Source organism: Pedobacter nutrimenti (genome assembly GCF_032678445.1).
Lineage (GTDB): Bacteria > Bacteroidota > Bacteroidia > Sphingobacteriales > Sphingobacteriaceae > Pedobacter > Pedobacter nutrimenti_A.
This window is the reverse complement of sequence record NZ_JAVTSQ010000003.1, coordinates 495414-508691: the sequence shown is the minus strand read 5'-3', so window position 1 is coordinate 508691 and position 13278 is coordinate 495414. Positions and strand designations below refer to the sequence as shown.

The following is a 13278-nucleotide window of genomic DNA, read 5'->3' as shown; positions in this document are numbered from 1 at the left end:
TAAAATTACTGATTTAACGAACGAATGTACAAATGAATTTGTAAAAACACCGCTAATTTTGACGTATAAAACAGAATACAATGAAAGCAATCATTTTAAAAGAATTTGGATCCACAGCTCAGTTACAAGTTCAGGAACTGCAGATCCCGGAAATAAAAGATCAGGAAGTATTGGTAAAAGTTAAAGCCATCAGCATTAATCCTGTAGATATAAAAACCCGCGAAGGAAAAGGAGTGGCAGGAAAGATCAAAGATGAACATCCGATGATCCTTGGCTGGGACATCTCTGGAATTGTAGAGGCGTCCAAATCTGAAGAATTTAAAGCAGGCGATGAAGTATTTGGAATGGTCAACTTTCCCGGCCATGGTAAAGCCTATGCAGAATACGTAGTGGCGCCTGCAAATCAATTGGCTTTAAAGCCAAAGCAAACCAGTCATACGGATGCAGCAGCAGCTACCTTAGCCGCCCTAACGGCCTGGCAGGTGTTGGTAGATCATGCTAAAATTAAAGCCGGAGACCGCGTTTTGATCCATGCAGCAGCAGGAGGAGTTGGGCATTACGCCGTGCAGATCGCTAAACACCTTGGTGCCTATGTAATTGGAACATCCTCCGCAGCAAAAAAACAATTTGTACTGAGTTTGGGTGCCGATGAACATATTGATTATACAGCAGGTCCTTTGGAGCAATTTACAAGTGACGTTGATTTTGTGCTGGATGCCATAGGAGGTGAAAATATTGACAAATCTTTAAAAGTGATTAAAAGGGGTGGTACCATCATCAGTATTCCCTCCGGATTGAGGGAAGCCGTTGCAGAAAAAGCAAAAGCAATGGGGATTAATGGATACTTTACTATGGTAGAATCGAGCGGGCATAACATGCAGCAAATTGCCAGACTGCTGGAAAATGGAACACTGAAGTCTCATGTTTCTGAGGTGTTTGATTTTGAACAAATGGCAGATGCGCACCGTGCTCTTGAAACAGGCAGAACACAGGGGAAAATTGTGGTTACTGTCAATGCCATTTAATCGGGCCATAACAGACGCTTCGAACTTTCGTTTTAGAAAGCTTATATCTTTTTCATTGTTCGTAAATGTACATGCCAATGTTCATTTACGAACAACGTTTAAGTAGGCTATGAGCTCGAAGCCCTTCTATACCCTATAAATTTATCTGGCACAAGGCTTGAATGAAAATGGAAAACAATAGACATGCACAAATTCAATTTCCTGCTTATTCTTTCGATCCTTAGCTTTTCAGTCAGTACAAACCTATATGCCCAAAAGCTGGAAAATGTCGATATCTCCAAGGTAACGACCACCATCAATCGAACCATTAGTATGAATGTTGTAGATAAACAGCATATTCTATCTGTTAATCCAGGGCCTGGGGGCGGAATTATAATGATCAAGTATCCCACTTTTGAAAACGGGGAAATTCAATTTGAAGTCAAAGGGCAGGATGTCCATCAAAAAAGTTTTGTTGGCTTCGCGTTCCATATCAAAAATGAAAAGAACTATGAAGCCATCTATTTCCGCCCATTTAATTTCAGAACAACAGATGAACTGCGCAAAAAACATGCAGTCCAATATGTCTCGCTTCCAAATTACGATTGGGAAGTTTTAAGAGATCATCATCCGCTACAATATGAGCAGCCTGTTGGCGAAAACCTTGATCCAAATGAATGGTTTAAAGTCAGGATTAAAGTTGAAGCGGGTAAAATCAGTGTATTTACCAATGATCAGACACGGCCTTGTTTAGAAATCACTTCCTTGGGCGATCTGAAATCCGGAAAAATAGGCTTTTTTACAGGCGATGACTCCCCGGGGATTTTCAGAAACCTTAAAATTTCCAGGAAATAAGACTATACAGTTCCCATTTCTTGTAAGTAAACATTCAGGTCTTCTTCTTTGTCCAGGCCTAACTTTTGTTTGATCCTGTATTTGCTCATTCGAACGCTTTTGGCTTCGATATGCATCATCTGGGCAATTTGCCGGGTATCCATTTTAAGATAAATGTATGCACAAAGCTTTAGGTCCAGTGCACTGAGCTTCTTTCCCGCTTTATGATTAATCAGGCTGAAAAAATCAGGATGAACCTTCTGTATCTGCATTTTAGCATCTTCAAAATCACTGTCCAGCACCATTTCTTCCTTCCAGAGTTTTTGCATATTGACCGGGTTTCCATCATTCAGTTTTTCCTTTATCTGAAGCAGCATCTGGTTTTTATGTTCCAGTTGTAACACATTGGCCATCGCTTCCTTTTTTAATTGCAGCTGCTGGGTCTCCAGTAATTGCTGTTCTGCTTTTAGCCTGGCCTGTTCTTCCTGTTCCAGTTTAACCTTAAGAGCAGAATCCTGCTTTTCCAGATCAAGCTGTTTCTCCAGTTGTAAAGAGTAACGCAATTTGAAATGATAAGACCGGAACATAAACAGTAAGCCAAAAAAAGAAATCACTGCCACGCAGGCATATAAATAGTTCTGCCGTTTATGACTCTGCTCTCTTTCTTTGAGCAGATTCATCTCATTGTTTTTTTTTTCGGTTTCGTATTGTATTTCCAGTTTCTGGGCATTTAAAGCTTGTTTTTCATTAAAGCTCTTTAGGGTATAAGTGGTGATCTCTTTCTGAAAATCTATAGCCTTTTTAAGATCACCCTTCTTTTCATAAAAATCAGCTAAAGCCTGCACTACATTCAGCATGGTATAATAATAAATAGGTTTCCCAGTTTTTATCACTTCATATGCCTGTAATAAATACGATTCCTGCTGACCATAATCTGCAGCCCGTTTTGCATATTCACTCAATATACCTAAACCACTGGCCAGTATTTCCTGGCTGTTATCCACACCCTTTAAAACCGATATGGCCGTATTGGCATAATGCATGGCCTGGTCTTTTGCCTGTAGGTCAGTTGGAGAAAAGTATCTGAGGTAGAAGCTTGCAATATCAATACAAGCTATCGCATAAGTATGATTGGCCACATGACCGGGATATTGATGATAAAGCATTTCCGATTTTTTAAGATAAAACAGAACGCTATCCAGCTCGGCCTTGTTTTTGGAAGTATTGTAGTTGTACTCATGGGCAACAGATAATGCCGTGTAACAATTACTTAAATGATTATAATCGGTGGTTAGAAGCACATTTTCAGTAGCTTTTGAAGCATACAAATTTGCTTTTGCTTCATTGTTCCAGCCAGAATAAACGGCATACAGCCTGTAATATATTTTGGATGCGATATAAGGATCTGATTTTTTTTCCAGTTGTTTTAAGGCGAGACCGCAGAACTTCACCACATTTTGTGCATCGTCTAAAATTTTATAGACCAGAACCTGCGCATAATAAGCATAGGCCATGGCGACAGGGTCCTTAGCCTTTTTAGCCAGAACTAATGTAGAATCGCTGGTTCGTTTTGCCGATGAAAGTTGTCCGGTAGAGGTTTTGATATTGACCAGTAGCGTGTAGGCTTTTACCGCATCGGTATAATCTTTATTCTGCAATGCAATCCTGGCACTTTCACCGGCCTTGCTCTCCGCAAGCCCATAGTTCTTGTTGGTTCTGTATATTTCGGCCAGTTGATTTAACAATACAGGTTTTTCTTTTTCGGCCAGGGAAGGATTTTTCAAAACAGCGGTCAAGCTATCCGTTAACTCCGTTTGGGCAAAGCCAATCACGGGGATCGTCAGGCAAAACAGAACAGAAAATAGGTAGATTAAATATTTCATAAGTTCTCAAATTTAATTATAAAATGATAAGAGCCTGTGCAATACGGAGAAAAATATAGGCTTGTAATTTGTTGTTTGTGAATTGTTTATGGGCTATGTAGACATATTGTAGATGCCTTTGTACTGGAGGTAGATACTTTGTAACCTGCTGAAACTTGCTGCCTGTTTTTATGAAACTTAAATTAGGGGAAACCATATGGAGAAACTAAATCTTGTTTTAACAAAAAATCATGACCATGAAATACGATTTCTATATCAGCAACTTTACCAGAATCATTAACTCAGATGCCGTTCCTGCCCATGACAACAGTGGGCTGGATCTGGAGTTCGGCAACGCGGAAATCACGATCAAGAAACCATATATCGACGCGGATGGTGATCAGATGGGCAATAGCATTTTTATTTTACACGATAATGGTCTCTGCATCTCTATGCGAATAGAATCTGACTTTTTGTTTACATTTTATCGGGAAAATAAAGAAGATAGCTTTAAAATTCTGGAGGCGGCCAGTCCGGAGCATATTAGACAATTTGCCTGGCAAACCTGGACCGCCATTGTAGATTATATAGAAAAAGCAGAAGAGGAAGGTGATTTGGAAGAGGATAGTTACGCCGCATTTGAGAAACAGTTTGGCATCTATGGAGTACCTTATGATCTGGAAAGATTATTTGAATTTGAAAGCGAGCATGGCGGAGGTACTTACGCTGATGGTTTCTGTCTGACCACGATAGATAAAACAGGGCTAAAGACTTATTCAGAAGAAGGAAGTTTCCTGCGTTCATTTATTGAGTTTGCAACTGCAACAGCAGGCGGAAGTACCTACGCGATTTGGGTCATTAATGAAAACCTCGACAAATGTCCTGTTGTGGTTTTTGGTGACGAAGGAGGGATACATCCGGTGGCAAAAAATACGGAGGACTTCCTCCGGCTGCTGAGCTACGATGTCGAAATCACCGTAGGTTGGGATTCCGTCTATTTCTATAAAGGAGAATGGCGCGAGGAAGAAAGCGAAAACCGGGAAGCATTTGTACAGTGGTTAAAAGCAAGCTTAGAACTGGATCCTGTGACAACAGACGAAGAGGCTGATCTTATTCTCAAAGCTGCAAGCGATCAGTTTGCCGATAGTCTGTACGACTTTTTAATAAAATACGATATTGATGTGGATGAGGGATTTGAGGGCCTGCAGAAATACAGGAGTTTTAGTGCTTTTGAAAAGAATTTTCAAGGAAGGGAAGTCCCCCGGGAGTTGGTTCTTTTATATGACTTCCAGCAAGACCATCCCAATTACGCACAATATTTCCTCTTGAGGGGATATGACCTATCCATTTTAAGAAACTGGAGTGAGAACGAAGCTTTTCAGAAAGCTATTATTCCTTTTGCCAGAGCGACCAGTTTTGGTGCAATTTATGCCCTTTGGGATGATGGATCCGGTAAGGAAACTAAAGATATGCCTGTTGTGGTTTTAGACATAGAAAATGGCAGAGATGTGGTTGCCGAAAATGTATTGCAGTTCTTGCGTCTGCTCACCTATGATATAGAACCTGTGCTGGATGGTGAAACTTTTAAACTGAGTAATGACAGAGACAGCTATGCAACGAGCAACAACATAGAAGCCTATATCGAATGGCTGATGGAAAATTTTGGTCTAGAACCCGTAGAGGAGCCTTTTGAAGAAATTATTGACCCGGCGGAGGATAAATATGCGGACGCATTTTGGAATTGGTAAAAGAGATTACTCTAATAGTTGGAAGCTATTGCACTATAGAATTAATTGATTGTGATTGTTTTATCTAATGTTATAACTTTATATCAACTCAAAGAAGAGAATTAAGTATTTATCTAAAAATAGTATTAAAATGGAAAACGGATCAAATGACATCAGCAAATGCCCATTTCATAATGGCACCTTGAAGGACAACGTTGGCGGTGGGGGAACCAGGAACAACGACTGGTGGCCCGATCAGTTAAAACTCAGCATTCTGCGTCAGCATTCGCCTTTGTCTAACCCGATGGATGAAGACTTTAGCTATGCCGAAGCCTTTAACAGCCTGGATCTGGAAGCGGTAAAAAGTGATCTCCATGCGCTCATGACAGATTCACAAGACTGGTGGCCGGCAGACTTTGGTCATTATGGTGGTTTGTTTATCCGTATGGCATGGCACAGTGCCGGAACCTATCGGGTAGGAGACGGCCGTGGAGGTGCAGGAGCAGGACTGCAACGTTTTGCACCTCTAAACAGCTGGCCAGATAATGTAAGTCTTGACAAAGCCCGCAGATTGCTTTGGCCAATAAAACAAAAATATGGCCGCAAGATCTCGTGGGCCGATTTAATCATTCTTACAGGCAATATCGCTTTGGAATCCATGGGCTTTAAAACCTTTGGTTTTGCCGGTGGACGCGAAGATGCCTGGGAGGCAGATGAATCCGTATACTGGGGTTCAGAAACGACCTGGCTAGGCGGCGACATCCGTTATGCACATGGTTCTGAAGGTGCAGATAAAGCACATGGCGTAGTTGTTACTGATGATGATAAGGATGGTGACATTCACTCCCGTAACCTGGAAAATCCACTTGCTGCTGTACAAATGGGATTGATTTATGTGAATCCTGAAGGACCCGATGGCAATCCTGATCCAATTGCTGCGGCCAAAGACATCAGGGATACTTTTAGTCGCATGGCCATGGATGATGAGGAAACGGTTGCTCTTATTGCAGGAGGACATAGTTTTGGTAAGACCCATGGCGCTGCTTCGGCAGATCATGTAGGTAAAGAACCTGAGGCAGCCGGATTGGAAGCCCAGGGATTTGGATGGAGCAACAGTTATGGTTCAGGTAAAGGCGCAGATGCCATTACAAGTGGCCTGGAAGTAATCTGGACAAAAACACCAACCCAATGGAGCAATAACTTCTTCGAAAACTTGTTCGGTTTTGAATGGGAACTCACCAAAAGCCCGGCAGGCGCGCATCAATGGGTAGCAAAAGATGCAGAAGCCATTATTCCCGATGCATTTGACGGTTCAAAAAAACATTTGCCAGCAATGCTTACCACCGATCTTTCTCTGAGATTCGACCCGGCTTATGAAAAGATATCAAGACGTTTCCTGGAAAACCCGGATCAGTTTGCTGATGCTTTTGCCCGTGCATGGTATAAGTTAACGCACCGCGATATGGGACCAAAAGAACGCTACCTGGGTCCTGATGTACCACAGGAAGAGCTACTTTGGCAGGATCCAATTCCAGCAGTGAACCACCCACTGGTCAATGAGAACGACATTGCTGCATTGAAAGCAAAAGTATTGTCCTCCGGACTGAGTATCGCTGAACTGGTTTCTACCGCATGGGCTTCAGCTTCCACCTTCCGCGGTACCGATAAACGTGGTGGTGCCAATGGCGCCCGCATTCGCCTGGCCCCTCAAAAAGACTGGAAAGTTAATAACCCAACACAGCTACAAAAAGTACTGAACGTACTGGAAGGCATTCAAAAAGACTTTAACGGGTCGCAGGCAGATGGCAAGAAAGTTTCGCTTGCGGATCTGATTGTATTGGGCGGTGATGCAGGTATCGAACAAGCAGCGGCAGCTGCGGGAAGTTCAATTACAGTTCCCTTTATACCCGGTCGTATGGATGCTTCTCAGGAACAAACTGATGTAGAATCGTTTGGTTACCTGGAGCCGGTAGCAGATGGCTTCCGCAATTATGGTAAATCAAGATTTACAGTTTCTACAGAGAAGTTCCTGATCGATAAAGCCAATTTATTGACGCTAACCGCTCCAGAATTAACGGTGCTTATTGGTGGTTTACGTGTGCTGGATACAAATTTCGACGGTTCAAAAAATGGAGTTTTCACTCAAAGGCCAGGCCAGCTGACCAACGATTTCTTTATCAATTTGCTTGATATGAATACGGCATGGAAAGCAGCTTCGGAAGACAAAGAACTATATATAGGCAGTACCCGTTCCACCGGACAACCAAAATGGACGGCAACTCGTGCAGACCTTGTACTCGGATCTAACGCAGAACTCAGAGCTATTGCCGAAGTATATGGAAGTACCGATGCCCAGGCTAAGTTTGTAAAAGATTTTGTAGCCACCTGGAATAAAGTGATGAACCTGGACCGGTTTGATCTTCATCAATAAGATCGACTTCTAGTAATATATCTAAAAAGGCACCGGAACACGGTGCCTTTTTGATTTGTTCTATCGATAGAATCTGTATCTTCGTTTTAATGTTAAAGCTCGATTCTTATACAGCAAAAATTGAAAATGATGGCTTTGTAATGATTCCGGATATCTTTACGGAACAACAGGTTAAACAGTTGGTACAGGTGATTGATCAGGCAGATACGTCTGGAAAAACATTCAGGAAATCTGCAGATTTGTTTGCCATCAGGCAATTTTTAAAGGAATTGCCAGGTGCAATCGAATTGATCTTTACTGCTGACTTTAAAGCCTTGATTCAAGATCTTTTTGGAAAAGACTACTGCATTGTAAAGTCAATCTATTTTGATAAGCCCGAACAATCTAACTGGTTTGTATCCTACCATCAGGACCTCACTATTTCTGTTGACAAGAAGGTAGAATTGGAAGGATATGGAATGTGGACCGTAAAGCAAAATCAATTTGCCGTTCAACCTCCCCTGGATATTTTAAAGAAAATCTATACCGTTCGTATACATCTTGACGATACGGATGAAAACAATGGAGCATTAAAAGTTATACCCGGATCACATTTAAAAGAGATTTACAGATCTGAAGATATCGACTGGTCTATTGAATCTGAAGTTAGCTGCAATGTACCTAAAGGGGGAATTATGATTATGAAGCCTTTGTTAATGCATAGCTCCAGCAGAACGACCAGTAATCATAAAAGAAGGGTAATTCACATCGAGTTTTGTAATCAGGAATTACATCCTGATTTAAAATGGATAGAACGTATTAATCTGTAAAGACCGCAAATTAGAGGAGAAGTATAATTGTACAACCCTTTTGGGAATGCCGTTTACAGAATTCACCATCTCATACCCACTTCCCCATAGCTGTATTAAAGCTACAAGCATATTCCTTTATAGAAGGGTTATGAAGAAGGTAGGATTAGATACATTTTTGAGGCAAATCTCTTTTAGATAGATTGATAAACTTGTAGATTAGTGAAATCATAAAAATCTTTATATGACACTGATAATACCTATCCTCCGCATGTTCGATTACAATAAAGCAATCGAGTTTTATGTAGACTGGCTTGGTTTCAAAGTAGATTGGAAGCATAGCCCAGAAGGTTCTCCTATTTATATGCAGATCTCGCTGCGGGATATTGTATTTCATTTATCAGAGCATCATGGTGATTCCAGCCCTGGAGCACATCTACGGATTGAGGAATTTAAGTCTTTAAAGGACTATCATCAGCAACTTCTTGATAAAGAATATAAATACAACCGTCCGGGTATAATGGTACCTGAGTGGAATGATAACGAGATTCTGGTTACAGTACATGATCCTTTTGGAAACAGGATCTCTTTTAGCGAAGTGACAGATTCGCATTCATGATAATTGGGCAAAGGATGCAGCGCTTAGTCTGAATGGCAAGAAGAAAGGACTCGGCAGAAAAGATTTTGATATGTTAGCCAGTGTACCCTTTATAGAAGCATCTGGGCTGAAAAACTTAATAGGTTAAAGTAAACGATATTAAACAAAATACGATAATCGTTTCAGCCGGTTCTAGTCATATAGGCGCTCTGGAGCACGGGAGCATGGGCTGCCTGGAGAAATGCTGCGCATAGATCTCGTACCTATTAGTTGAGCACAGCTTAAATCTTTTTCATAAATTTGGTTAAAGAAGAAAGACATGCCCATTCACATTGCCATCACCCGAAAGGTTTTACCTGGAAAGGAAGAAGAATTTAAAGCAGCTTTGCATCAGTTTATGGGGGAGTCCTTTGACCATCATGGTGTGCACGGAGCCAGTATGATTACAGGGCTTCCAGGTGTTGATGATGGTACTATTGGAATTCTAAGAACATTTAAAGACAAGGCAGAAAAAGACGCTTTCTATGCTTCTAAACAATTTCAAGACTGGGAAGCCTATGCATCGACGATAACCGAAGCACCGGTCTATCGTGAATTGAATGGGCTGGAAGCCTGGTTTCGTTCGCCAATAGCACCTCCAAGATGGAAAATGGCCGTTGTAACGCTGTGTGGAGTTTTCCCGACGAGTATTTTTCTGTCGTATACAATTGGTCCATTGATCAAAGGTTTTCCAATAGAAGTCCGACTTTTGATTACAGCAACTTGCATGGTTCTGATGTTAACCTGGGTAGTTATGCCTTTTTTAACTAAGCTTCTGAATAAATGGATCAGGTCCTAGATAGAAAAGATAATTTTCACTCCAAATCAAAATACACTAAGCTCCATTAAATGAACACCGACCAATTACTGATTAGAAAAGCCGAAGTAAAAGACATCCACAAAATTTTTGAACTCTACAAAAATGTTAGTAAGGTAATTGGAGGCCTTGCCCGTACGGAGACTGAGATCACAAAAGCCTATGTAGAGCACTTTACTAAGAAAGCATTTGAAAATGGCTTACAGTTTATTGTTGCCGATAGATGGAATGAAGATAAAATTATTGCTGAAATTCACTGTTACAAGCTAGAACCTGAGGTTTTTAGACATATCTTAAGCGAACTTACCATTGCCGTAGATCCTAACTTTCAAGGCAAAGGGCTGGGCAAAAAGTTGTTTCAGACATTGTTGGCCGAAGTTCAATCCAATAGACCAGAAATTTTAAGAGTTGAACTTATAGCGAGGGAAACGAATTCAAAGGCCATTCAATTATATGAAAAACTCGGTTTTCGAATTGAAGGAAGATTTGAAAAAAGAATCAGCAATAACGGTACTTCATTTGAAGCAGACATTCCAATGGCTTGGTTTCCGGAAGTAAAAAAATAATCCCATTTGTCAATAATCCTGATTATCTTTACGTAATCGTCTCACAATCTGTATAATATAGTTTACTCATATTAACGCTTTGAACTATGGCCATTAAATCTCTCTCCCAACTGGAGATGCAGCAACATTGCCAGGCACAGATTCTGTCTTTAGGGAATAATATTGCCAGCAAAATCCTTAAGATCGAAGACATTGGAGACTACATCCCCGGCAGCGTCATGGTTCAGGACCTCAGTAGCCTCACCAATACCTATATGAACCAGACCGGATGCGATTACCTTAAACACAGCAAAGAAGAACTACAAGCAATGGGGCCGGAATACTTCAGCCGGTTTTTTCCGGCCGAAGAAATCACCCTGATCAAAAATGACCTTTTTCAATTCGTTAATGAAGGAGACGCCAATAAAGTATACTCTTTTTTCCAACGGGTAAGACCAGACGCAAACAACGACTACAAATGGTATTTCACCACCTCCAGGCTCTATCCCTCAAACGAACCCGGAAATGCCCTTAAAATGATCCATATAGCCTTCTCCGTAAATAACATGAGTTATGCAGGCAGGAAACTCAGTAACCTTGTAGAAGACGATGCCTTTATCCGGAAAAACCTCCACCGGTTCAACCTCTTGTCCAGGAGAGAAAAAGAAATTATCCGGCTTATTGTAGAAGGGAAGAGCAGCTTTGAAATTGCCTCCTGTCTGTACCTGTCCATCCATACCGTGAACAACCACCGTAAAAACATCATTCACAAACTGGAAACCAACTCCCTTTCCCAGCTCATCAAATTTGCGGTGTCTTTTGGCATTATCTAAAGGCTAAATTTCTTTTAAAACAACTGAATATTAACATTCTGTAATGACTAGGTTTAGCTATTTTATGCAAACATAATTATGGCGATATTGTAGTAGAAATTATGAAAAGATACAACGAACCCATTGAACTCATCATAGAATACCGCCAGGATCCTTTGATGAAAACGGTACCTGATATCGCGGCCGATCTGGAAGCCGCAGGTATTCCGGTGGAAAAAACAGCCCCCCTGTTTAAACAAGTTGTTGAATCCAAAGCTCTGCCCGCAGATTCCGTGCTGGCCACCAAGGTGACCGTTAGAACTGCGGTGAACGATGTAGAAGTACATCCCTGGGATCTTGCCCATGCCGCTTTGAACTCTGGTAACAATTACCGGTTTATAGAGCCCGATCTGTGGCAGGAATATACGGTAGACGATAAGATGCCAGATCATTTCGATACCACCTCCGCCAAGTCATTTGGTACAGAAGCCAAAGGAGATGACGTAGACCCAGACTGGCCGCCATCACAAAACCTGGTTTGGCATCTTGACGATGACCATTCACAACTTGGAAGCGCTCGAAAAGAAGTAGCCGAGCTTGATGACTATGTTGTCCGGATAGGCCATCTGGATACCGGCTATACCGATCATTTTGCCATTCCGCAGAAAATAAGAGACAATCCTTATCAGCAGAATTTTATAGAAGACGAGCAAGCAGACAAAGCCTTGGATATTGGAAGCAAAGGAATGCTCAGGCAGCCCTATCATGGTACTGGAACCGGAGGTATTTTAGCCGGCGATAAAATCCAGTTGACCACAGCTACCGGCGAGTTTAATGATTATCTGGGCGCAGCCTATTTTGCAGAGGTGATCAGCTGCCGGATCTCCAAATCAGTTATTCTTTTTAAAACCAGCGCCTTTGCACAAGCACTGAATTACCTGACAGATCTTGTACATAACGGAACCCAGGTGCATGTGGTATCCATGAGCATGGGAGGTGCACCCTCAAGGGCATGGGCCGATGCCGTAAACGCAGCTTATGAGGCAGGCATAACCATTGTAACCGCTGCCGGAAATAACTTTGCAGGCTTGCCAACCCGCCATGTCGTTTACCCAGCCCGTTTCCATCGGGTTATTGCCGCCTGTGGAGTAACCTATAATAACGCGCCCTATTACACCAGTCTGATCAATGAAATGCAAGGCAATTACGGACCGTCCAAAGACATGCAAAAGGCACTCGCTGCTTTTACACCCAATATACTCTGGGCTAATTACACAACCGGAACAGTACAATTCAACGGTGCAGGAACCTCTTCTGCAACACCGCAAATTGCAGCCGCTGCTGCCATTTATTATAAAAAGAACCACCAGGAGCTAGACGCGGCCGAACCCTGGCAACGTGTTGAAGCCATTCGAAATGCCCTGTTCAGCACTGCAAAAAAGACTGTTAAACCTGGATTTGGCGATTATTCCCAATACTTCGGTAATGGAATTATTCAAGCATCCGATGCCTTGAAGGTGCCCGTTAAGACCGATATCGCCCAAACACCAGAAGACAGCTCCCCCTGGTTCCCGATTTTAAATACTATATTCAAAGAAGTACCTGATGAAAAACAACAGTCCAGGCTAGACATGTTCAATACCGAGTTATGGCAATTGTTGTACAGCTATCCGGAACTCGCCCGGCAAATTAGTGATGATGAGGTAGACTTTAACGAAATCAGCGCACTCCATTGGGATTCCTTTGCAAATGCAGTAATGGAACATCCCGCGGCATCGAAAACACTAAAAGCATTTTTAAAAAGTAAATTCAATTGAATTA

Annotated in this window: 11 protein-coding genes; 10 read left to right on the top strand and 1 reads right to left on the bottom strand. The window is 41.8% G+C overall.

Annotated elements, in window-relative coordinates; all coding sequences use genetic code 11:
* Positions 1 to 80: 80 nt before the first annotated feature.
* Positions 81 to 1025 carry an NADP-dependent oxidoreductase gene (locus tag R2S08_RS07435; RefSeq protein ID WP_316834569.1) on the top strand — a complete coding sequence of 315 codons (945 nt, stop codon included), beginning with the start codon at positions 81 to 83 and terminating at the stop codon, positions 1023 to 1025.
* A 183-nt stretch (positions 1026 to 1208) separates the two neighbouring features.
* A complete protein-coding gene (locus R2S08_RS07430) occupies positions 1209 to 1859 on the top strand; it encodes a family 16 glycoside hydrolase (RefSeq protein WP_316834568.1) in 651 nt (216 codons plus the stop codon).
* A gap of 2 nt (positions 1860 to 1861) precedes the next feature.
* Here R2S08_RS07430 and R2S08_RS07425 read toward each other — a convergent pair whose 3' ends face one another.
* The gene (locus tag R2S08_RS07425) at positions 1862 to 3721 is read right to left on the bottom strand and encodes a hypothetical protein (protein WP_316834567.1); all 1860 of its coding nucleotides are present in this window, start codon (positions 3719 to 3721) and stop codon (positions 1862 to 1864) included.
* A 236-nt stretch (positions 3722 to 3957) separates the two neighbouring features.
* Between R2S08_RS07425 and R2S08_RS07420 the strand changes: the two genes are divergently transcribed.
* The 8 genes from R2S08_RS07420 to R2S08_RS07385 all read left to right on the top strand — a co-directional run bounded on the left by R2S08_RS07420 (position 3958) and on the right by R2S08_RS07385 (position 13274).
* A complete protein-coding gene (locus R2S08_RS07420; RefSeq protein ID WP_316834566.1) occupies positions 3958 to 5448 on the top strand; it encodes a hypothetical protein in 1491 nt (496 codons plus the stop codon).
* Positions 5449 to 5578: 130 nt separating this feature from the next.
* Positions 5579 to 7858, top strand: coding sequence for a catalase/peroxidase HPI (gene katG / locus R2S08_RS07415; protein WP_316834565.1), 2280 nt, complete (start codon positions 5579 to 5581; stop codon positions 7856 to 7858).
* Positions 7859 to 7947: 89 nt separating this feature from the next.
* The gene (locus tag R2S08_RS07410; protein WP_316834564.1) at positions 7948 to 8667 is read left to right on the top strand and encodes a phytanoyl-CoA dioxygenase family protein; all 720 of its coding nucleotides are present in this window, start codon (positions 7948 to 7950) and stop codon (positions 8665 to 8667) included.
* Positions 8668 to 8890: 223 nt separating this feature from the next.
* Positions 8891 to 9265, top strand: coding sequence for a glyoxalase superfamily protein (locus R2S08_RS07405; RefSeq protein ID WP_316834563.1), 375 nt, complete (start codon positions 8891 to 8893; stop codon positions 9263 to 9265).
* Between the two features lie 298 nt (positions 9266 to 9563).
* Positions 9564 to 10082: an antibiotic biosynthesis monooxygenase gene (locus R2S08_RS07400; protein WP_316834562.1), complete on the top strand. Its 519-nt coding sequence runs from the start codon at positions 9564 to 9566 to the stop codon at positions 10080 to 10082.
* Positions 10083 to 10132: 50 nt separating this feature from the next.
* Positions 10133 to 10666: an N-acetyltransferase gene (locus R2S08_RS07395; protein ID WP_316834561.1), complete on the top strand. Its 534-nt coding sequence runs from the start codon at positions 10133 to 10135 to the stop codon at positions 10664 to 10666.
* 86 nt (positions 10667 to 10752) lie between these two features.
* Positions 10753 to 11478: a helix-turn-helix transcriptional regulator gene (locus R2S08_RS07390; RefSeq protein WP_316834560.1), complete on the top strand. Its 726-nt coding sequence runs from the start codon at positions 10753 to 10755 to the stop codon at positions 11476 to 11478.
* A 101-nt stretch (positions 11479 to 11579) separates the two neighbouring features.
* The gene (locus tag R2S08_RS07385) at positions 11580 to 13274 is read left to right on the top strand and encodes a S8/S53 family peptidase (protein WP_316834559.1); all 1695 of its coding nucleotides are present in this window, start codon (positions 11580 to 11582) and stop codon (positions 13272 to 13274) included.
* Positions 13275 to 13278 lie beyond the last annotated feature (4 nt).

Coding starts and splice junctions, on each gene's coding strand:
- R2S08_RS07395 (WP_316834561.1), top strand. CDS start 10,133: ATGAACACCGACCAATTACTGATTAGAAAAGCCGAAGTAAAAGACATC.
- katG (WP_316834565.1), top strand. CDS start 5,579: ATGGAAAACGGATCAAATGACATCAGCAAATGCCCATTTCATAATGGC.
- R2S08_RS07430 (WP_316834568.1), top strand. CDS start 1,209: ATGCACAAATTCAATTTCCTGCTTATTCTTTCGATCCTTAGCTTTTCA.
- R2S08_RS07405 (WP_316834563.1), top strand. CDS start 8,891: ATGACACTGATAATACCTATCCTCCGCATGTTCGATTACAATAAAGCA.
- R2S08_RS07435 (WP_316834569.1), top strand. CDS start 81: ATGAAAGCAATCATTTTAAAAGAATTTGGATCCACAGCTCAGTTACAA.
- R2S08_RS07390 (WP_316834560.1), top strand. CDS start 10,753: ATGGCCATTAAATCTCTCTCCCAACTGGAGATGCAGCAACATTGCCAG.
- R2S08_RS07400 (WP_316834562.1), top strand. CDS start 9,564: ATGCCCATTCACATTGCCATCACCCGAAAGGTTTTACCTGGAAAGGAA.
- R2S08_RS07420 (WP_316834566.1), top strand. CDS start 3,958: ATGAAATACGATTTCTATATCAGCAACTTTACCAGAATCATTAACTCA.
- R2S08_RS07425 (WP_316834567.1), bottom strand. CDS start 3,721: ATGAAATATTTAATCTACCTATTTTCTGTTCTGTTTTGCCTGACGATC.
- R2S08_RS07385 (WP_316834559.1), top strand. CDS start 11,580: ATGAAAAGATACAACGAACCCATTGAACTCATCATAGAATACCGCCAG.
- R2S08_RS07410 (WP_316834564.1), top strand. CDS start 7,948: ATGTTAAAGCTCGATTCTTATACAGCAAAAATTGAAAATGATGGCTTT.